22 protein-coding genes are annotated in these 21292 nt (G+C 52.4%); 17 read left to right on the top strand and 5 right to left on the bottom strand.

Features of this window, described 5'->3' with window-relative positions; translation table 11 throughout:
• Window positions 1-11: 11 nt before the first annotated feature.
• From nrdR to KB235_RS07180, 5 genes are all read left to right on the top strand, one after another.
• Entirely contained in the window at window positions 12-479 is a 468-nt protein-coding gene (gene nrdR / locus KB235_RS07160) for a transcriptional regulator NrdR (protein WP_024371392.1), read from the top strand.
• 40 nt (window positions 480-519) lie between these two features.
• Window positions 520-1872, top strand: a complete 1353-nt coding sequence (locus KB235_RS07165) for a DnaD domain protein (RefSeq protein ID WP_211780853.1) — start codon at window positions 520-522, stop codon at window positions 1870-1872.
• Between the two features lie 5 nt (window positions 1873-1877).
• Window positions 1878-2792: a primosomal protein DnaI gene (gene dnaI / locus KB235_RS07170; RefSeq protein ID WP_034809344.1), complete on the top strand. Its 915-nt coding sequence runs from the start codon at window positions 1878-1880 to the stop codon at window positions 2790-2792.
• Between the two features lie 303 nt (window positions 2793-3095).
• Window positions 3096-5033 (top strand): threonine--tRNA ligase, encoded by a 1938-nt coding sequence (thrS, locus tag KB235_RS07175; RefSeq protein ID WP_034809348.1) that lies wholly within the window; start codon window positions 3096-3098, stop codon window positions 5031-5033.
• 112 nt (window positions 5034-5145) lie between these two features.
• Entirely contained in the window at window positions 5146-6012 is an 867-nt protein-coding gene (locus tag KB235_RS07180) for a DUF1002 domain-containing protein (protein WP_211780925.1), read from the top strand.
• A 63-nt stretch (window positions 6013-6075) separates the two neighbouring features.
• Here the strand turns inward: KB235_RS07180 and KB235_RS07185 are convergent.
• Both KB235_RS07185 and KB235_RS07190 read right to left on the bottom strand, forming a co-directional pair.
• Window positions 6076-7238 (bottom strand): IS3 family transposase gene (locus KB235_RS07185; RefSeq protein ID WP_211780854.1). Its coding sequence is split into 2 segments (ribosomal slippage): window positions 6076-6962 and window positions 6962-7238, totalling 1164 coding nucleotides; the frame shifts between segments, so codons are not numbered across the junction.
• A 98-nt stretch (window positions 7239-7336) separates the two neighbouring features.
• Window positions 7337-7546: a hypothetical protein gene (locus KB235_RS07190; RefSeq protein WP_034809352.1), complete on the bottom strand. Its 210-nt coding sequence runs from the start codon at window positions 7544-7546 to the stop codon at window positions 7337-7339.
• 338 nt (window positions 7547-7884) lie between these two features.
• Between KB235_RS07190 and infC the strand changes: the two genes are divergently transcribed.
• The 9 genes from infC (at window position 7885) to pheT (ending at window position 15429) form a co-directional block, all read left to right on the top strand.
• On the top strand, window positions 7885-8415 hold the full coding sequence (infC, locus tag KB235_RS07195) for a translation initiation factor IF-3 (protein WP_034809354.1): 531 nt from the start codon (window positions 7885-7887) through the stop codon (window positions 8413-8415).
• Between the two features lie 30 nt (window positions 8416-8445).
• Window positions 8446-8640, top strand: a complete 195-nt coding sequence (gene rpmI, locus KB235_RS07200) for a 50S ribosomal protein L35 (RefSeq protein WP_012726697.1) — start codon at window positions 8446-8448, stop codon at window positions 8638-8640.
• Window positions 8641-8668: 28 nt separating this feature from the next.
• Window positions 8669-9028, top strand: coding sequence for a 50S ribosomal protein L20 (gene rplT / locus KB235_RS07205; protein ID WP_021065642.1), 360 nt, complete (start codon window positions 8669-8671; stop codon window positions 9026-9028).
• An 84-nt stretch (window positions 9029-9112) separates the two neighbouring features.
• Window positions 9113-9367 carry a hypothetical protein gene (locus KB235_RS07210; RefSeq protein ID WP_034809355.1) on the top strand — a complete coding sequence of 85 codons (255 nt, stop codon included), beginning with the start codon at window positions 9113-9115 and terminating at the stop codon, window positions 9365-9367.
• A 23-nt stretch (window positions 9368-9390) separates the two neighbouring features.
• Window positions 9391-9873 (top strand): dUTP diphosphatase, encoded by a 483-nt coding sequence (locus tag KB235_RS07215; RefSeq protein WP_034809356.1) that lies wholly within the window; start codon window positions 9391-9393, stop codon window positions 9871-9873.
• A 23-nt stretch (window positions 9874-9896) separates the two neighbouring features.
• Window positions 9897-10976, top strand: a complete 1080-nt coding sequence (locus KB235_RS07220; protein ID WP_034809358.1) for a M42 family metallopeptidase — start codon at window positions 9897-9899, stop codon at window positions 10974-10976.
• 1 nt (window position 10977) lies between these two features.
• The gene (locus KB235_RS07225; RefSeq protein ID WP_034814797.1) at window positions 10978-11724 is read left to right on the top strand and encodes a TrmH family RNA methyltransferase; all 747 of its coding nucleotides are present in this window, start codon (window positions 10978-10980) and stop codon (window positions 11722-11724) included.
• Window positions 11725-12021: 297 nt separating this feature from the next.
• A complete protein-coding gene (pheS, locus tag KB235_RS07230; protein ID WP_034814798.1) occupies window positions 12022-13044 on the top strand; it encodes a phenylalanine--tRNA ligase subunit alpha in 1023 nt (340 codons plus the stop codon).
• 12 nt (window positions 13045-13056) lie between these two features.
• Window positions 13057-15429, top strand: a complete 2373-nt coding sequence (gene pheT / locus KB235_RS07235; RefSeq protein ID WP_211780855.1) for a phenylalanine--tRNA ligase subunit beta — start codon at window positions 13057-13059, stop codon at window positions 15427-15429.
• Between the two features lie 40 nt (window positions 15430-15469).
• Here the strand turns inward: pheT and KB235_RS07240 are convergent, their stop codons facing one another.
• From KB235_RS07240 to rnhC, 3 genes are all read right to left on the bottom strand, one after another.
• Window positions 15470-16492 (bottom strand): PTS sugar transporter subunit IIC, encoded by a 1023-nt coding sequence (locus tag KB235_RS07240; protein WP_211780856.1) that lies wholly within the window; start codon window positions 16490-16492, stop codon window positions 15470-15472.
• 343 nt (window positions 16493-16835) lie between these two features.
• Window positions 16836-17648 (bottom strand): alpha/beta fold hydrolase, encoded by an 813-nt coding sequence (locus KB235_RS07245; RefSeq protein ID WP_034814801.1) that lies wholly within the window; start codon window positions 17646-17648, stop codon window positions 16836-16838.
• A 71-nt stretch (window positions 17649-17719) separates the two neighbouring features.
• Complete coding sequence (gene rnhC, locus KB235_RS07250) at window positions 17720-18628, bottom strand: ribonuclease HIII (protein ID WP_211780857.1); 909 nt, start codon at window positions 18626-18628, stop codon at window positions 17720-17722.
• 125 nt (window positions 18629-18753) lie between these two features.
• Between rnhC and KB235_RS07255 the strand changes: the two genes are divergently transcribed.
• From KB235_RS07255 to KB235_RS07265, 3 genes are read left to right on the top strand one after another with little or no spacing between them, the layout of a single operon-like run.
• Entirely contained in the window at window positions 18754-19155 is a 402-nt protein-coding gene (locus KB235_RS07255; protein WP_211780858.1) for a hypothetical protein, read from the top strand.
• Window positions 19155-19679 (top strand): NfeD family protein, encoded by a 525-nt coding sequence (locus KB235_RS07260; protein ID WP_211780859.1) that lies wholly within the window; start codon window positions 19155-19157, stop codon window positions 19677-19679. Before KB235_RS07255 ends, KB235_RS07260 begins: the two co-directional genes overlap by 1 nt.
• Window positions 19680-21197, top strand: coding sequence for a flotillin lipid rafts scaffold protein FloT (locus KB235_RS07265; RefSeq protein WP_211780860.1), 1518 nt, complete (start codon window positions 19680-19682; stop codon window positions 21195-21197).
• Window positions 21198-21292: the final 95 nt, after the last annotated feature.

A 21292-nucleotide genomic window follows, 5' to 3' on the forward strand; every position in this document is an offset into this window, starting at 1 on the left:
GAGGCTTGAGCATGCGTTGTCCTAAATGTGATCATAACGGAACGAGGGTGCTCGACTCCCGTCCAGTTCAGGATTTTTATTCGATTCGCCGTCGCCGCGAGTGTGAGCAGTGCGGCTATCGGTTCACAACGTTCGAGACGGTTGAACAGACGCCGCTCATCATCGTCAAGAAAGATGGGAATCGAGAAGAGTTCAGTCGCGAGAAAGTGCTTCGCGGGATCATTCGCGCCTGTGAGAAACGTCCGGTCACGCTCGAACAGCTTGAAGGTGTCGTCACGAAAGTCGAACAACAGTTACGTGCGCTCGGCCAGTCCGAGATTCCGAGTGAACAAGTCGGCGAACTCGTCATGAACGAACTCGCCCGCGTCGACGAAGTGGCGTACGTCCGCTTCGCCTCGGTGTATCGCCAATTCAAAGATATTTCCGTGTTCTTTAAAGAACTAGAAGATTTAATGAAGCAAGAAAAATCGACCAACTAAGGGCGGCCTTCTGGTCGCCTTTTTTCAGGGGAGAATCACTATGGAAAAAGAACGGACCATCTTTGGGACCGATGAACTGCTCATCATGAGCACGGGGCTCGTCGATCGCGAGTCCTATCAATCGCTCTATCATCTGTATCAACCGGTCATCGGGGTAAAAGCGCTCGCGCTCTATCAGACGCTTTGGAGTGAACTGAAACCTGGGAAAATGAAATCGAATTATATGTCACACAGCGCCTTATGTGAAATGCTCGAGTATTCGATTAACGAGCTGACGGACAGCCTGTTCCGGCTCGAAGCGATTGGACTCGTGCGAACGTATAAGACGAAAGACGCGCGCGTCACGCAGTACGTGTATCAGTTGCGGGTCCCGCTCGCGCCGCACACGTTCTTGAACGACGGCCTGTTGTCGAGTTTTCTCTTCTATAAGGTAGGTGAGGTCCGCTTCAAACAGTTGCAAGGTCGATTCACGATCGACCCGCTTCCGGCCGGCATCGTCGAAGTGACGAAAGATTTTAACGAGGTGTTCGACGTCAAAGGCGTCAACCATATGGCGTTCACGCAAAAAAACTATGAGAAACCGGATCGTGCGAAAATCGAGATCAACTATACGTTCGATATGGACATCGTCAAAAAGTTGACGAACTTCCCGGTCGGCTTTTTCACGAAAAAGTTGGATGAGACCATCACGAAACTCGCCTACGTCTCTCAAATCGATGAAGAGTTGATGGCCGAAATGTTGAAAGAGTATTTCGTCCATGAAGCGTACCTGCCGCTCAGCGAACAAGAGAAGCGAGACGGCTGTCGCCAGATGGTGCTCCAGCTGAAGAAGAAGCAGACAAGGCATCGAAAAGCGAAGGCGAACGAGTTGACGAAGACCGAACTCGGGGACTTGGACGATCCGAACGTGATGGAGACGGCGCATCCGCATCAATACGTCTCGACGCTTCGGAAGACGCCGCAATTATCGAAGAGCGACGAACAACTCATCATCGAGATGGTCGATACGCTCGGACTCGCCCCAGGCGTCATCAACGCACTGTTCTATTACTGCATCGAAGTGAAGAAGCAGACGCGGCTTAGTGAGAATTACGTGATGCGCATCGCCACGAGCTGGAAGACGGCCGGATATGTGCATGCGAAAGATGCGCTCGACCAAGAAGCGACACAAGACGCGTTGATTGAGAAGAAACAACAGAAGCGCGAGAACGTGCAACGGACGACGGTCGGCTCACGCCGCAAGACGCCGCAGACGGAACTGCCGAAGTGGCTTGAAGAGGACGCGAAAGAGCAACGCTCGTACGACCAGAAACGAAAACAAGAGCTCGAGGCGTCGGTGCCAGATGACGCTGAACTCGTCAAGTTGCTCAATGAGTTGAAAGAGAAAGGATGAGGGACATGGAACGTATCAATCAGACGCTCGCCCAGATGATGAATCGGAAAGAAGTTCGGGAAGCGTACGAGTCGATTCGTCGGCGTACCCTCGACCATCCTGGCGTGATCGCCTTCTTAAAGGCACATCCGGAGCTAGATGAGGCGGCAATCGAGCTCGGCTTCACGAAACTGAGCGAGTATGCCGAACAGATGGACGGAAAGGTGCTCATCGAGGCGAACGCCGTCATTCCGGGCCATCAGCCCGTCCTCTATGTCGACCTCGGACAAGTCGCCATCCGTTACGAGGAAACGGTCAAACATCGTCAAGCGCGTCGGCAAAAAGAGATGGACCGAAAGTTCAAGAGTCTGTTCTTGCCGGAAGAAGTGCGTGAAGCGAGCTTTGAATCGTTCGATTGGTCGGATGACGCCCGTAAAATCGCACTCCGTGAGGCGATGCGGTTCGTCTCCGGGATGAAGACGAGACAGAAAGTGAACGGTCTGTATCTGCACGGCAGCTTCGGCGTCGGGAAGACGTATCTGCTCGCAGCCATCGCCAACGAGTTGAAAGTGGCCGACATCGAGACGATTCTCGTCCACGCCCCTGGCTTCGTTTCGGAAGCGAAACGGAAAATCCGGACCGACTCGTTCGATTCGTTTTTGACGTCGTTCCAACACGTGCCCGTGCTGTTGATTGATGACATCGGGGCCGAGGCGATTAGCCCGTGGGTGCGCGACGAGCTGTTCGGCATCATCTTGCAGTACCGGATGATGCACCGGTTACCGACGCTATACAGTTCGAACTTCAGTGGCGAAGAGCTCGAGACCCATTTCTCGATTGACGGATCCCCGCAAAATAAGATGAAAGCGCAACGGCTCATGCAGCGCATCTCGACGACGACGACACAAATCGAGTTGAAAGGTGAAAATCGTCGCCGGTAAGGATTGTATTTCTCGAACGGGTTGACTATACTAATAGCATATAATGGATGCAATGACAGAGGACATGAGACGTCGTCACGGGTTTCAAAGCGAGGGAAGGTTGGTGAGAGCTTCCTAGACACGCCGAACGTTTTACTCCCTCCGAGCACCGCACGGGTCAATCGTGCGGCGAGTCACACTCGTTATCGTGTGTTCGAGCCAAGCGTCTGCTTGGGAACGAGGGTGGTACCACGAGAATCAAAGCTCGTCCCTTTCATAGGGATGGGCTTTTTTTATTTTTTTTGAAAAGAGAGGGGAAGTTACATGATTCATTTGACATTTCCAGACGGTGCCGTCAAGGAGTTCGAAGCCGGCATCACAGCAGAAGAAGTAGCAGGTTCGATTAGCCCGGGCCTCCGTAAAAAAGCGCTCGCCGCAAAAATTGACGGGGAATTGATCGATTATCGTCGCCCGATCGAACAAGACGGTCGCATCGAACTCGTCATGCCGGACTCCGAGGACGGCCTCGACTTGATGCGCCACTCGACGGCTCACTTGATGGCGCAAGCAATCAAGCGCCTTTACGGTGATGAAGGCTCGATTTACCTCGGGATTGGACCGACAATCGAGAACGGCTTCTATTACGACATCGAGATGGACCGTCGTATCAACGAAGAGGATTTGCCTGAAATCGAGAAGATGATGAAACGCATCGTCGATGAGAACCTCGACATCACACGTGAAGTCGTTTCGCGTGACGAGGCGCTCGCCCGCTATCAGGCACTCGGTGACCCACTCAAAATCGAATTGCTCGAAGACATCCCGGCCGACCAGACGCTCACGATGTATCATCAAGGCGAATTTTTCGACTTGTGCCGTGGACCGCACGTCGCATCGACATCGAAATTGAAAGTGTTCAAATTGATGAGCGTCGCCGGGGCCTACTGGCGTGGCGATTCCGACAACAAAATGTTGCAACGCATCTACGGGACAGCATGGGCGACGAAAGAACAGCTCGCAGAACACTTGCGTCTCCTTGAAGAGGCGAAAGAGCGTGACCATCGTAAACTCGGGAAAGAGCTCGATCTCTTCTTCGTCTCGCAAGAGGTCGGTCAAGGTCTGCCGATGTGGCTCCCGAAAGGCGCCTCGATTCGTCGCACGGTCGAGCGCTATATCGTCGACAAAGAACTCGAACTCGGTTATCAGCACGTCTATACGCCGGTGCTCGGTTCGGTCGATTTGTATAAGACGTCTGGACACTGGGACCACTATCAAGACGACATGTTCCCGAAAATGGAGATGGACAACGAAGAACTCGTCCTGCGTCCGATGAACTGTCCGCACCATATGACAATCTACAAACACGAGCCACGTTCGTACCGTGAACTCCCACTTCGGATCGCCGAACTCGGCGGCATGCACCGTTATGAGATGTCTGGGGCGCTCACAGGCTTGCAGCGCGTCCGTTACATGGTGCTCAATGACGGGCACACGTTCGTCACACCGGAACAGATGAAGCAAGAGTTCAAAGACATCGTCCACTTGATTCAAGAAGTGTACGCTGACTTCGGGATTAAAGATTATCGTTTCCGCTTGTCGTACCGTGACCCGGCGGACAAGGAGAAGTACTTCGACAACGATGCGATTTGGGAGACGGCCCAGCGTCAATTGAAAGAGACGATGGACGAGCTCGGCCTCCCGTATTTCGAGGCCGAAGGCGAAGCGGCGTTCTACGGACCGAAGCTTGACGTCCAAGTCCGGACGGCGCTCGGCAAAGAAGAGACGCTCTCGACGGTGCAACTCGACTTCTTGCTCCCAGAGCGGTTCGACTTGACGTACACAGGACCGGACGGGAAAGACCATCGCCCGATCGTCCTTCACCGTGGGGTCGTCTCGACGATGGAGCGTTTCGTCGCTTACTTGATTGAGGAGTATAAAGGCGCATTCCCGACATGGCTCGCACCGGTTCAAGTGAAATTGATTCCGGTCTCGCATGTCCACGATGACTATGTCGCGGAAGTGAAAGCGGAGCTCGTCAAGCGCGGCGTCCGCGTCGAGACGGATCTCCGTGACGAGAAGCTCGGCTATAAGATTCGCGAAGCACAGATGAAGAAAATCCCGATGACGCTCGTGCTCGGCGATAAAGAGCGCGATGAGCGGGCGGTCAACATTCGCCGTTACGGCCAACAAGAACAAGTTTCGGCTTCACTTGACGAATTTATCGCGTCATTGACTGCGGAAATCGCCAACCGTTCACGTTAACTGAGGAGACCGTCCTTCGACGAAGGATGGTCTCCTTTTCGGTCTAAAGACGGATGCGGAATAGGTGTGAGAACACTTAAGGTAGAAGAAAGGAGTGATCATTTTGAATTTTATGAAACCATTCGTAGCGCTGACGGTCGGTTCGGTCGTCGCGACGAGCATGATACCAAAAGTAAACGCAGAAGCCATCGTGGACGATACAATCGTCACGCTCGGGGAGTCGCTTTCCTCGAACCAGCAGCAGTGGGTGCTCGAACGTGTCGAGGCACCGGCCGGAATCGACCCGATTATCACGACAGTGGCCGATGAAGAGAAGTATTTAGGTGACGCGGTTCCACAAGCCCAGCGCGGGGGTGGCATGTACTCGTCAGCCCGCATCAAATTGATGGAGGAAGGCAGCGGATTGAACATTAAGACAGAGAACGTCACATGGGTGACAGAAGACATGTATGCGAACGCACTCGTCACGGCCGGCGTGACCGATGCGGACATTTACATCACGTCACCGATTCGCGTGACCGGTACGTCCGCTCTCACAGGCATCATGAAGGCGTATGACGTCACCGCCAGTGAGACGGGCATCGAGCTGACAGAAGAACGTAAGGCGCTCGCCCAAGAAGAGCTCGCCGTCACGTCGGAGATCGGCAAAGCGGTCGGACAAGAGGATGTCGCCGGGCTCATGAACGACATCAAGGCGGCGATCGCCAACCAGAAACCAGAGACGAACATCGAGATTCGTGACATCGTCATTCAAGTGCTCAATCAAAACAACGTCCAACTGTCAGACACGCAGTTGAACCAATTGACGGGGCTATTTGAAAACATGCAACAAGCGAACCTTGACTGGGCATCGATCAGTGACGGGTTGAAAGGGGCCGGACAAAACGTTCAAGCGTTCCTCGAGCAAGAAGAAGTGAAAGGCTTCTTCGCCCGGTTGTTCGCCGCACTGAGTAACTTCTTCAAATCGTTGACGAACTAACTATACAAAAAAAGGGCGCGATAGACTGACCTAGCTATATGAGACACTAATAAAAACACCTTATTAGGCTGCCACCACACCATATTTTATCGGTGTGAGGTAGCCTAATTTTTCTTGGATACGCTCTTCGTTATAGTAAGTTAAGTAATGGTCCACCCGCTCACGCACTTCATGGTCACTTAACGAGTTGAACTTGACGTACTGGAACTCCTCAGACTTCAAATTCGAATGAAACGATTCAATCACCGCATTATCCCAACAGTTGCCTCTTCGGGACATGCTGCTCGTCAGATGGTTCCTCTTGACCAAATCTTGAAAGGCATATGATGTATAGACACTTCCTTGATCCGAATGGATGATGATCCCTTCGGGATTGTTCCGACTCTCCAACGCCATCTTTAACGTATCGATGACGAGGGGCGTCTGTTGATGCTCGTATAGCTTATAGGCAACGATTTCATTGTTGAATAGGTCGATGATTGTGGAGAGGTACTTCGTCGTGCTCCCGTATTGGATATAGGTGATGTCCGTCACCCACTTCTTATTTGGTTCACTGGCCGTGAAGTCTCGCTTGAGAAGGTCAGGTGCGATGATGATGCTCTCGCCCTGAGACTTCCATTTCCGTTTAGGCTTGATCCGACACTGGAGATGGTGCTTCTGCATGATTCTTTGTACGGTGTTCCGGTTAGCCGCCAATTCATAGGTTTGCTCTAACAGGGCTTTTATCTTTCGATGTCCATATCGATACTTCGTAAGCTTACACACTTCGATGACTGTTTGCTCCAGCACCGAAGGTTGCTTCACCGGTTCTTTGACCCAACGGTAATAGGTTGCCCGTGGCACGTCTAGGACACGTAGGATGGTCGTGACCGTATATTTGCTCTTCAGGCGCTCTACAGTCTTTAACGCTATTTCTTTTTCAACTCTCTTTCGATCTCCATGAATTTTTTTAAGATGTCGTTCTCCGTCTTCAGGTGGGATAGTTGACGCTCTCTCTTGTCATCCTCACTGGCGGAATCAGGACCGAGTCCGTAGGTGTATTGCTTCCCGATGGGCTGGTCAAATCGATAGATTTCACTGGACCGATACCATCTCATCCATGTGTGGATCTGTGATTCGTTTTTGATCCCGTGTTTCTCCATGATCTCTCTAGTCGTCAACTCACCGCTCAGTTTGTCTTTCACCACTGCCCATTTCACTTCACTTGAATATACGTTTTTGCCCACGCAAAAACACCTCCGATGCTAGCACTTTTTTTAAGTGTACCACTGCGAAGGTGTTTTTATATTGTCTCAAAAATTTAGGTTAGCCCACGAGCCCTTTTTTAATACCAGCGTTTATAAATGTAGTCGCGGGCGCTCTTGTTGTCATCGACGATCTTAAGGGTGATGCGGTTCATCTCTTCTAATAAATCGGTCAGTACGGCTTTTAACTTTTCATCTTCTAACCCATGGTGTCGCATCGTCTCGGTGACGATGCGTTCGACTTGGTCATGATAATCGTGATCGCTGCCTACATCTTTACGCCAATTCATGGCCATCCCTCCCTTTTTTATTTTTATTCCCTCGCAAAAGGTATTGCGAAACGATGGAATGACTGTTATCATCATAAAAGTGTGAGCTACCAATTATTCATGCGCGAATTCTTGACATCTTTTCCTGCTAGTGTTAAGATGACATAGTGATTAAATACAACAAAGCAGAAGCGCCCGCTTCTCACCTCGTCCGAACAGATTCGGTCAGGTCCATCATGTACGTGAAGCAGCCGAGCATTCGTCTCTGTTGACTCCGAAATGATGTGTGGGCGGGAAACTGCCGACGCTTTTTTTATTGCCATGTTGTCTTATCAATCTAAAACTCGTGCATTCGCACGATGGAGGTGCTAACCATTAGCAAAGAGCTCTTTATCAACGAAAACATTCGTGCCCGTGAAGTTCGCCTAATTGGAGCGGACGGTGCACAACTCGGTGTGCAATCGCGCAATGAGGCATTGCGTTTAGCGGAAGAGGCTGAACTTGACCTTGTCTTGGTCGCCGACAAAGCTAACCCACCGGTCGCCAAAATCATGGACTATGGGAAATACCGTTTCGAACTTCAAAAGAAGGAAAAAGAAGCGCGTAAAAACCAAAAAGTCATCCAGATGAAAGAAGTGCGTCTCAGCCCAACGATCGAGGAAAACGATTTCCAGACGAAGTTGCGTAACGCGCGTAAGTTCCTCGAGAACGGAAACAAAGTGAAGGCGTCAATCCGCTTCCGCGGACGTGCCATCACGCACTCTGAAATCGGGAAACGCGTCATGGAGAAATTGGCGGCGGAATGTGCCGATTTGGCAACTGTTGAGCAAAAGCCGAAGATGGAAGGACGCAGCATGTTCTTAGTGCTGGCTCCGAAGAAAGAAGATTAATCATCGAGTCATAGTGGGGAGGAAATACTCATGCCGAAAATGAAATCGCACCGTGGTGCTTCAAAACGTTTCAAACGTACTGCATCAGGTAAACTCAAGCGTTCGCACGCTTACACAAGTCACTTGTTCGCTAACAAATCGACAAAAGCAAAACGTAAGCTCCGTAAAGGCGCTATCGTATCAGCTGGAGACTTCAAACGCATTCGCAACATGATCGCGAAGTAATACAGAAAGAATTTAGGAGGGAAACCATATGCCACGCGTAAAAGGCGGATATACGACTCGTCAACGTCGTAAAAAGCAAATCAAATTGGCCAAAGGTTACTTTGGCTCGAAACACATTCTCTTTAAAGTAGCAAAACAACAAGTCATGAAGTCACTCATGTACGCATACCGTGACCGTCGTCAGAAGAAACGTGATTTCCGTCGTCTTTGGATCACACGTATCAATGCGGCAGCACGTACAAACGGCCTCTCATACAGCCGTATGATGCACGGCCTCAAGCTTGCAGGGATCGACATCAACCGTAAGATGCTTGCTGAGCTTGCTGTGACGGATGCACAAGCGTTCGCGTCACTCGCTGACACAGCTAAATCAAAATTGAACGCTTAAGTTCAAACGAAAGCGCCGAGACCTTATCTCGGCGCTTTCTTTTTTCTCGTGAATTTCTTAAGATGAAGAGAAGGAGGGGAACGCATGGATCAATCGGTTCTGGCCATCGTCGCGTTAGCGCTCATCGTCTTGAACGTCTTCACGTACGTCCAAGCGAAAAACTATACGCACGGCAACGGTGAATTCAACATACTATACGCCTATGCGGGCGGCGCGATTGGTGCGCTGTTCGGGCTTCATTTGACACGGAAAAAGTCCGTTCATGCCCCAAAAAGCGTCCAATTACAAGTATTGATTTTAGCAGTGGGCTGGTCTTTAATGATTTTAGTACTGCTTTAAGTGGAGAATAGGAGGAGCAACCGGTGAACTGGACAACATTATTTGATCAGCAACGTCGTTTGGACGAACGGATCAAAGAAGAACATCAATTATCCGGGAACCAATTTGATGAGCGGTTACTCGCTTTGCTCGTCGAACTGGGGGAACTCGCCAATGAGACCCGTAGTTTTAAATTTTGGTCGACGAAAGGCCCGTCGCCTCAAGACGTGATCTTAGAGGAGTATGTCGACGGCATTCACTTCTTACTGTCGCTCGGCCTCGCCCTCGGATACGAACGGGAGTCGTTCCCGGCCGGTAGCTCGTATCTTGATGCGACTGATGCTTTTTTAGACGTATTCCGAAAAGTGACGAACTTTGGTTTGTCGAAAACGGAAGCGATGTACGAGACGCTGATGGCGGCATATCTCGAACTCGGATATACGTTAGGCTTCAATGAAGAATTGATTATGTTGGCGTATGTCTCGAAAAATAAACAAAACCATGAGCGACAAGATCAAGGCTATTAATCGGACAAGGGAGCGATCTAGAGATGAATGAATCCTTACATATGTTGAAACGATTGACTGATGCGACAGGCGTACCAGGGAACGAAGGGGAAGTGCGAAGTCTCATGCGCGAATACCTCGAACCGCACGTCGAGTCGTTCGAACAAGACGGCCTCGGTAGCTTGTTCGGTCGTGTGACCGGAGACGCCGATGGCCCACGTGTCATGATTGCCGGCCACATGGATGAAGTCGGTTTCATGGTCACACGGATTGAAGAAGGCGGGTTCCTTCGCTTCCAAGCGCTCGGGGGCTGGTGGAATCAAGTGCTCCTCGCCCAGCGGATGGACGTCGTGACGCGCTCTGGGGAAAAGATTCCTGGCGTCATTGGGGCGAAACCACCGCACGTCTTGCCGATGGAAGCCCGGAAGAAACCGGTCGAGATCAAAGACATGTTCTTAGATATCGGGGCGACGTCAAAAGAGCAAGTCGCGGAATGGGGCATTCGTCCGGGTGATACGGTCGTGCCGCATTGCGAGTTCACGGTCATGAAGAATGAAGACTTCTTGATGGCCAAGGCGTGGGATAACCGAATCGGCTGTGCCATCGCCATTGAGGCGGCGAAGCGATTAAAAGAAGATCAGGCCCCAGGTGTCGTCTTCACCGGCGCGACCGTTCAAGAAGAAGTCGGATTGCGTGGTGCCGTCACGGCAGCCAACATGCTCAAGCCGGACGTCGCCATCGCGGTCGACACGGGTATCCCGGGTGACACGCCAGGCATGACGGCTGCCGAAGGATTGTCGAAGCTAGGCGAAGGGGTTCAAGTGATTTTCTTTGATGCGACGACCATCACGAACCCACGACTCATCGACTTGATTGTAGATGTCGCGAAGGAAAACGACATCAAGTATCAACTCGACTTGACGCCAGGCGGCGGAACGGACGCAGGCCGTTTCCACTTATCTGGAATCGGGATGCCTGCGGTCGCGCTCACGGTACCGGTCCGTTACTTGCATACGAACGTCTCGATTATCCATAAAGCGGATTATGAGGCGGCCGTCGAACTCGTCGTCGCACTCACAAAACGGTTGGACGACAAGACGGTCCAATGGCTGAAAGAGGGATAATATGACGAAAATCACGTCAACGAAGAGCGAGACGATTAAACGATTGAAACGCTTGATGACGAAAAAAGGCAGACAAGAGTCCGGCCAGTTCCTTGTCGAAGGCGAGCATTTGGTTGACGAGGCGATTCGTGCAGGTCGGCTCGTGCAGCTCATTGTCGGCGAATCATACACGCCGAAGCGTTCGTGGCGTCTTGATCAGATGCCCGTCCTCGAGCTCTCTGATCACGTGGCGGACATCTTGTCTGAGACGGAGAAGACGCAAGGCGTGTTCGCGGTCGTCAACATGTCTCCGGTCGAACGGAAGATGAAACACGTGCTCGTCCTCGATCGGATTCAAGACCCCGGTAACCTCGGGACGATGATTCGGACGGCAGACGCCGCCGGGTTCGATACGGTATTGCTCGGCAAAGGGACGGTCGACCCCTACAACGCCAAGGCGGTCCGGGCGACGCAAGGTTCACTGTTCCACGTGAACGTGCGCACGGTCGATTTACTTGAGACGTTACCGGAATTGAAAAGTGACGGGTTCCACGTATACGGGACGGCGCTCGAAAAAGCCAAGTCGTACGACCAAATCGATTTTGGGGACCGCGTCGCGCTTGTCATCGGGAACGAAGCTCAAGGCGTTCATGCGGACGTCCTTGCCCTCTGTGACACCCGGGTGCACATTCCGATGCTCGGCGACGCCGAGTCGCTGAACGCGGCGGTCGCGGCTGGGATTCTCATGTACCGGATCGCCTTACGTTAATCTTGTCAGCAATTCTGTTTCATGATAGGTTAATTATATTGAACGATATACGATAGACGTTGAAAGAGCATAGTACGCGAACTACCGAACGAGTACAGGGAGCATCGGCCGTGATTGGAAGCCGACGCCTCGGGCGGCGCCGAATTCACTCTGGAGTCGTGTTGGAGACAACACCGGATTGGCATCTCGATACCGATGCTCTCAAGTGGGCCTTCGGGCCAAGTAGGGTGGTACCGCGATGATTCGTCCCTTCAGTCAATGACTGAAGGGACTTTTTTTGTAGAGGAGGAATTATTAATGAAAGAACAATTACAAGCGTTACAACAGGAAGCCCTTCAAGAGATTGAGGTCGCCTCGACACAAAAGGCGTTGAACGAAGTCCGCATCAAGTACTTAGGAAAGAAAGGACCAATGACCGAGGTGTTACGCGGCATGGGCAAGCTCTCACCGGAAGAACGCCCGGTCGTCGGCGACCTTGCGAACACGGTACGCGCCGCAATCCAAGAAGCGCTCGAGACACGCATCGAGTCGGTGAAGGCGACAGAGCTTGAAGCAAAACTCGCCGCTGAGGCCATCGATGTGACGTTACCAGGACGTACATCGCTCCCGGGGCATACGCATCTACTCCAGCAAATCGTCGACGAGATGGAAGACTTGTTCGTCGGGCTCGGCTATACGATTGCCGAAGGACCAGAAGTCGAGACGGACTTGTATAACTTCGAGATGCTCAATCTTCCAAAAGACCATCCGGCCCGCGACATGCAAGACTCGTTCTACATCACGGACGAGACGTTACTCCGGACGCATACGTCTCCGGTTCAGGCACGGACGATGTTACTCGCAAACGGTGAACCGATTCGCATCATCTGCCCGGGGAAAGTGTATCGTCGGGATGAGGACGACGCGACCCATTCGCACCAATTCTTGCAAATCGAAGGGCTCGTCGTCGATGAACACATCTCGATGGCCGACTTGAAAGGGACGCTCGAGGCGTTCGTCAAACAACTGTTCGGTGAGACGCGTGAGATTCGTCTCCGTCCAAGCTTCTTCCCGTTCACAGAGCCGTCGGTCGAAGTCGATATTTCGTGTTTCAAGTGTGGCGGAAAAGGCTGTAACGTCTGCAAAGGGACTGGCTGGATTGAAATCTTGGGCGCCGGCATGGTACATCCACGCGTGCTCGAAATGGCGGGCTACGATTCGACGAAAATGTCAGGTTTCGCGTTCGGCATCGGTGTCGAGCGGATGGCGATGCTCAAACACGGCGTCGACGACATTCGTCACTTCTATACAAACGACTTACGCTTCATCGAGCAATTCTAAGGGGGACCACACATGTTACTATCAAAAAAATGGTTGAATCAATATATCGACGTCTCGGATTTGAGCGGGCAACAGCTCGCCGATTTGATTACAAAGAATGGGATTGAAGTGGAAGGCGTGACGAATCGGGCCGAGGGATTGAGCGGTCTCGTCGTCGGACGCGTCTTGACGTGCGAAAAGCATCCGGAAGCGGATAAGTTGAACGTGACGACAGTCGACATCGGTGGTGACACGGCTCAAATCGTCTGTGGCGCCCCGAACGTCGCGGCCGGTCAACACGTCATCGTCGCAACGGTCGGCGCGACGCTACCTGGCTTGAAAATCAAGAAGGCCAAACTGCGCGGCGTCGAGTCACACGGAATGATTTGTTCGCTCGAGGAACTCGGATTCGAGAAGAAGCAAATCCGCGAAGACGAACAAGACGGAATCCATACGTTCCGTGAAGCGGTCGAAGTCGGTGCGGACGTCGTCAGTCTCCTTGACCTCGATGATGAGGTGCTCGAACTCGGCTTGACGCCGAACCGTTCGGACTGTCTCAGCCTCTATGGCATCATTCACGAAGTCGCAGCGATTTTGGAGCGTCCGTACACGTTACCGGACACGGACGTCGCGGCAACTGGTCAAAATGACGTCACGGTCTCACTTGAGACAGACAACTGCCCGTATTACGCGACGCGACGCGTGGATGGGGTCAAAATCGAGGACTCGCCGCAATGGTTGAAGAACGTCTTGATCGCAGAGGGCGTGCGCCCGATCAACAACGTCGTCGACGTGACGAACTATGTCATGCTCGAACTCGGTCAGCCGCTCCACGCGTTCGATGCGTCGAAGCTCGGCCGAGCCATCGACGTCCGTCAAGCACACGACGGCGAGACGATTGTGACGCTTGACGATGTGACACGGACGCTCGATGAATCGATGATGGTCATCACGGACGGGAATGCGCCGGTCGCCATCGCCGGTGTCATGGGTGGTGCGAGCACCGAAGTCGACGCGACGACGACGAGTGTCGTGCTCGAATCCGCTTATTTCGTTCCAGCCTCGGTGCGGAAGACGAGTCGTGTGCTCGGGCTTCGTTCCGATTCGAGCGCTCGTTTCGAGAAAGGCGTCGACCCTGAGCGTGTCATGCGTGCGCTCGACCGGGCTGCGCAATTGATTCAGTCGATCAGCGGTGGGACCGTCAGTGACGCCGTGACGTCCGGGGATATCCTGTCGGCCGAACGGACGATTGACGTATCGGTTGCCTACATCAATGAACGTCTCGGTATGGAGCTCGACCGGGAGACGATCGTCTCGATTTTGAACCGCCTCGGCCTCGACGTCGAAGGCGACGAACTGTTGACGGTACGCGTCCCGTCCCGTCGTCCCGACCTCGAGCTACCGGCGGACGTGACAGAAGAAGTTGCTCGTCTGTTCGGTTACGACAGCCTACCGTCGAAACTGCCGGCCTCGACGACGAAAGGTTACTTGCCGCATGTCAACGTCTTGCGCCGTCGTGTGCGCCGCATCCTCCAAGGTGCAGGGCTATCGCAAGCGATTACGTACTCGTTGACGAGTGAGGCACACGCATCACGCTTCGGCGGCGAATCGGCGACAAAAGTACAATTGGCGATGCCGATGAGTGAAGAACGTACCGTGCTTCGGACATCACTCGTCCCAGGACTCCTTGAAGCGGTGCGACATAACACGGCCCGTCAACAAGCGAACGTTGGCTTGTACGAAACGGGACGCGTATATGTGAACGTCGGGGAGACGTTACCGCTCGAGACAGAACGTGTGGCCGCTGTCGTGACAGGCCTTTGGTACGACCATCGTTCGCAAGGCACACGCGTCCCGGTCGACTATTTCGTCGCGAAAGGGATTGTCGACACGTTGGCACAGACGCTTCGCACCGAAGTCACGTATGAAGCCGCTTCGATTCCGGACATGCATCCGGGCCGCACGGCGAACGTCCTCGTCGACGGAGAGGTCGTCGGCTATGTCGGTCAAGTGCATCCAGGTGTATCGAAAGACATCTACGGTTTAAAAGAAGTCTATGTCTTCGAACTCGATGTCCAAGCGTTCGATACGGAAGCGACAGCGATTTATGAAGACGTGCCACGTTACCCGTCCATCACGCGAGACTTGGCACTCGTCTTAAACCGAGACATCCCAGCCGGTCACGTTGAGGCGACGATGAAACAAGCGGCCGGTCCGCTCTTGATTGACCTCGCCTTGTTCGATGTCTATACAGGTGAAAACGTCGGGGAAGACGAGAAATCGCTCGCCTTTTCACTTAAATATCAAGATCCGACGCGCACGCTTCAAGATGAAGAAGTGACAGCGTCGTATGAGGCGATCATCGCCGCCGTCAAAGCGACACACGGCGCCGACGTTCGCGCTTAACGCAAAAACTGCGATTCCTAAGCTTAGGAATCGCAGTTTTTTATTGCACTTCGAGCGCCAAGTCACCGAACTTCGTCCAACCGACGAGGCAAGTCACTTTATAAAGAAGGAACGTGATGACAGCAGGGAGCACGACGCCTGTGCCGACGAAGATGGCGAATGCCTCGGCGCCTTGAGCCGCCAAGATATTGAGTGGGGCGATCATCGAGTTCAAACCGAGACCGGCAATCTCGTACGGGACTTCGAGCGAGAACCAGAGCGTCGCAATCGGGGCGCTGATCATCGCCGCGATAAAGGGTGGCATGACGACGCGCGGATTTTTGACGACGTTCGGGAACTGGACTTTCGGTGTGACGAAGAATGATGCGACCAAACCGCCTGGGTCGGTTTGACGATAAGCCATGAGCGTGAACCCGACGAACTGGGCGGTACATCCAATCAAGGCGGCCGCACTCGCGACAGGGTCGAGTTGAAGCGCGATGGCGAGCGCAGCAGATGATGCCGGCGACATGAGCATGACACTAAAGACGAGCGCGATGACGAGTGATGTGGCAATCGGCGACGTGTTGACCGATGCGGTGATGCTCGCACTGATGGAGTTGATGAGCGGTGTCGTAACGGCAGCTGCACCGACTCCGACGATTCCACCACCGAGAACGGCGGAAACCGGGACGACCATCATGTCAAACTTCGTCTTGCCGAGAACGCGTTTTCCAATCCAGACAGCCGCAGCCGCTGCAATCAAAGCGCTGATCGGTTGACCCGGGACGAGCACGAGTCCACTTTCGGTCGGTTGGAGCGCGGCCCCGCCGACGGTTGCCGCAATCATCGAACTGAATAAAATGAGCGTGTTGCCGCCGAGTTGATAGGCCACACCTGCGCCGAGGGCCGGGGCGAGAAGTGACTTGGCGACTTGCCCGATCGTGACGAGCATGTCGAGCCCTGCCATTTTCCCAATCGTCTCAATCAAGAGTCCGACCCCGAGCGTGACGAGGACGGCGCTTGCCATCCCGGCTGAAATTTTAATCATTCGATCCATTGCGTACTGTTTCACTTCCATCATCTCCTCTGTCTGTTTTCCAATAAAAAAACCTATCCGAATGGGATAGGCGCAAATGGTTCACGGTGAGCGCCTCGTCCGAATCCATCGAAACAAGGGCCCAAAAATTCGTCTCGGTTACGAGTCGATTTTCAGTCCCTTCGTCGAATAATAATCAGCAGGCCGTGTTGTGTCTGTGTATGCATGGCGTTTCGCTCCTCCGTTTTGCTAAGATTTGTCTTAGAGTAACATGACAATTTTCAATAATCAATATTTTCTGAAAATTTATTTAAAAAAATTGGAACGATAAAATAAAAAGAGGTAGCAGCTCCCAAATTGAGAGCGCTACCATTCGCCATACATAGCGTTATGAGGTGCTAGCCGTGAGCAAGCCAACTTGTTCATCAATAAAATTCATCGAGACGGTGTTAAAGATATCCGGCTGATCGACGTTGACGACGTGACCAGAATCCTCGACGACATGAACGTTCGCCGTCGGTTGGTGTTTCGCCGTCCGTTCGACCGCTTCGAGAAACATGTAATCCTCATCACCCATCACATAAAGAATCGGGACGGCCGTTTGAATCGATGAGAAATGTCGAAGCAACGGATTCATGTTCTCGGTCATCTTGAACCAACGAATGAACTCGCGTTGGCATAGGTTAGCCGCATCGCGGACAAACATCATCCGTGACTTCTTATGGCGTTTTTTCGGCAATAAAATCCATGCGAACAGTTGATAGAGCCACATGTACGGCACGAAGCTTTGCACGAGACTACCGAGACGAATCAACAACGTCGATCGAACGTTGAATTTGACGATCGCGCCCCCGAGCACGACCGATGCGATACGTTCCGGGTGATGTTCGAACATCGCTTGAATGACGATCGTTCCAAGCGATAGGCCGACCATATGGCCTTTTTCGATGTTCAAGTGGTCCATCACTTCGACCACGTCTTCGACGACGACGTCGAGCGTATACGCGTTGAGCGGTTGCGTCAACGACTGCTCGGCATCATAAGATCCGCCGTGGCCACGCAAGTCGAGCAACAGGACATTATATTTCTTTTTAAACGGTCGGATTTGACGATACCAGTGAGACAGGCTCCCCCCGGCGCCATGAATGAAGATGACCCAAGGATGATCGTCGCTTAATGTGTACGTTTTATAATGCAACATGAACGCTATCCTCCAAAAATTTTAAGTTCATTAAACCATAAAAATAATATACCATATGTCGCTTGGAAGCACTATCGTTTCAACTCACTCAAGCGTATGGCTTTCTTCGTATTGGCGAAGTGGACTTTGGCGATGCCGTTCAATCGATCGACGCCATCGCGACGGATTAACGTGGCGGCCGCTTGATCGACTTTGGTGCCCGCACCTTTTGGCAAGGTGAGGCCGACAGTTTGACTCAATTTGTCCATTTCCTTCAAAAAGAACGCACGTGCCAAAATCGAGGCGGCTGCCACGGCGACGTGCAGCCCTTCCGCTTTCGTCGAGAAATAGACGTCGTCTTTGACGATGTGACGCTCTTGACTCAGGTGCTTATAATAGACGGCCTTTTCTGCGAACTGATCAATCAAAATCGCATCCGGTTTCTCCTCGAGTTTGTCGAGAAGGGCCGATAAGGCGGCGTTATGGGCGATGGCGGTCATCTTTCCTTGCGTCATCGTCTTTTGCATCTTATTGTACATCGGGTTATGAAGCGTCGCTTTCTGATACGGGATCGTCACGTGCAAATCACGGGCGATGCGTTTAATCTCAGGGTCAGACAACAACTTCGAATCTTTGACGCCTAATTCTTTGACGAGTTCGATTTTTTCTTTTGGGACGTAGGCGGCGACGATGACGAGCGGACCGAAGTAATCGCCTTTACCGACTTCATCACTGCCGACGACCGACCAATCCGAAAATCCTTCCGGTAGCATCGAAGTGGCGGCCACTTTTTTTGCTACTGGCGTTCCCCATTTCGCCGCCTCCGTCTCAGCCGCTTGACCTTGGAACATGACTTTACCCGAATTGTAAACGGTAATCACACAGGAAGGTGTTTTCGCGCTAAATTTCGCATAAGGTGGCGGTTTGACCGCGTGAGGTGCGTAGCGCTCGATCAAGGCGTTCTGCGCCTCGGTCGATAATTGAATGACTTGATTGCCCAACAGGAGCACTTCCTTTCTATCTCGCAAATTAATTTTACATTTTTTTTGTATATTTTGAAACCAGCACACTGGCTTTTCCGTATGAAACAGTGAGACGAGTAAAAGTGAAATGAGGTGAGGCAAAAATGTGGTGGCGCGAGGACACGGAGCAAGGCGAGGCGGAATTCCTCTATAAACAAATTCTCGAGCTCGAATCGAGAATCGCTAAGCTAGTTGCCCATCAAGTACGGGTGCGTCGCCTACTCATGCAAGAGTCGTCAGAAGCGACGACAGAGCAAATCATCACGCTGCAAGCAGAAGTCGATCATTATTTGACGTTGTTGCGGCAAGAGAGAGTAGAAGCTGTCGATCGTTATGATCGATTGACATTCGAGAAGACGTTAGGGCGCGTCCGGCAATCCATGGAACAACCGACCCGTCCGCTCACAGAATGGGATACGATTGAACGGGCGCTCGCGCTTGAAGTCGAGCATCTGCGTCGCGTGCTCGCCTACGAACATGAACGCCGAAGCGAGGAGGGGTGGTAATGGAGTCACTCGATCAATTATATTGGTGGGTCCTCATCATTGCGGGACTCGGAACGTTCGTGTATATGCTATTTTCAGACGCGTTCGACATGTTTGAAGGCTGGTTCAACCCAGCCGTCATCCTTTCGTTCTTGGCACTCGGGGCGGGAATTGGTCTCATTTTAAATGCGCTCGCGCACGTCTCGCCGATGATTGGGCTCGCCGTCGCCCTTGTCGGTTCGTTCGCCTTGACGACGCTTCTTTACTTATTCGTCTTATTGCCGCTCTCGAATGCGGAGGAATCTATCGGGATGACCGATGAGTCACTCATCGGCCTCGTCGGCCGGTTGACCGTCCCTGTGCCCGAAGGTGGATATGGAGAAGTGCTCGTCGAATCGGTGACCGGCTCCGTATTAAAGACGGCGCAAAGCATTGACGGGAAAGCCATCTCGGCAGACCGTCGCGTTGTCATCATTGAAGTAGAACGAAACATTGCGGTCGTCATGGAATACGACGAACCGACAATCCGGAAGGAGAATGGATAGATGGATACAGTCATCCTTGCAAGTATTATCGTCGGGGTTATCATTCTTTCCCTGATTTTTGTATTCGTATTAAAGTACCGTACGGTCGGACCGGATGAGGCGCTAATCGTCACCGGAAGTTACTTAGGAAAGAAAAATGTCCATAGCGACGCCTCGGGCAACCGGGTCAAAATCATCCGTGGTGGCGGTACGTTCGTGTTACCTGTCTTCCAACAGGCAGAACCGCTCAGCCTTCTCTCGAGCAAGCTTGAAGTCACAACACCGGAAGTTTATACGGAACAAGGTGTCCCGGTCATGGCGGACGGAACGGCCATCATTAAAATCGGTGGCTCAATCAGTGAAATCGCCACGGCGGCCGAGCAATTCCTCGGCAAACCAAAAATCGAGCGTGAGAACGAGGCGAAAGAAGTACTCGAAGGTCACCTCCGCTCCATCCTTGGTTCGATGACGGTCGAAGAGATTTACAAGAACCGGGACAAGTTCTCACAAGAAGTCCAACGTGTCGCTTCACAAGACTTAGCGAAGATGGGTCTCGTCATCGTCTCGTTCACGATTAAAGACGTTCGTGACAAGAACGGCTATCTCGAGTCACTCGGAAAACCGCGAATCGCCCAAGTTAAACGGGATGCAGACATCGCGACAGCCGAGGCAGATAAAGAGACGCGCATCAAGCAAGCCGAAGCGATGAAAGACGCGAAGAAAGCCGAGCTCGAGCGGGCCTCAGAAATCGCAGAAGCCGAGAAAGAGAACCAGCTTCGCATCGCGGCGTACCGTCGTGAGCAAGACGTCGCCAAAGCCCGTGCCGACCAAGCGTATGAGCTTGAAGAAGCGCGAGCGAAACAAGAAGTCACCGAGCAACAAATGCAAGTTCAAATCATCGAGCGTCAGAAGCAAATCGAACTCGAAGAAAAAGAAATTATGCGTCGTGAGAAACAATATGACTCGGAAGTGAAGAAAAAAGCCGACGCCGATCGCTATGCGATCGAGCAGTCAGCGGAAGCGGATAAAGCCCGTCAAATTGCCTCAGCCGATGCCGAGAAGTACCGCATCGAGGCCGAAGCGAAAGCCGACGCAGAACGCGTTCGACTCGCCGGTGTCGCCGAAGCCGACTCGGAGCGGGCGAAAGGGGAAGCGGAAGCCGAAATCATCCGCTTGACAGGTCTCGCCGAAGCGGAAGCGAAACAAAAAATCGCCGAAGCATTCGAACAATATGGCCAAGCAGCCATTCTCGATATGGTCGTCAAGATGCTCCCGGATTACGCGAAGCAGATTGCAGCGCCGCTTGGGAACATCGATCACATCACCGTTGTTGATACTGGAAGTGGAAAAGACGGAGGCGCCGGCAAAGTGACCGGTTATGCGACCGACTTGATGGCGTCGCTCCAACAGACGCTTAAAGCCTCGTCAGGAATCGACATGAAAGATCTGCTCGACAACTTCGTCGGAAAGGGCAACGTGCCGACCGGAGAGGTGCCGGAGCGCAAACTCACTGAGACCATTGGCGCGACAGAAGAATAAGACAAAAGGTTGCAGACGAAATCGTCTGCAACCTTTTTTCATGGTTTGTAAGATTTCCCTAACTTTCAAACAGATTAACTTCAAGCCGAGTCGAA

It is taken from the genome of Exiguobacterium alkaliphilum (assembly GCF_018138125.1).
GTDB classification, from domain to species: Bacteria; Bacillota; Bacilli; order Exiguobacteriales; family Exiguobacteriaceae; genus Exiguobacterium; species Exiguobacterium alkaliphilum.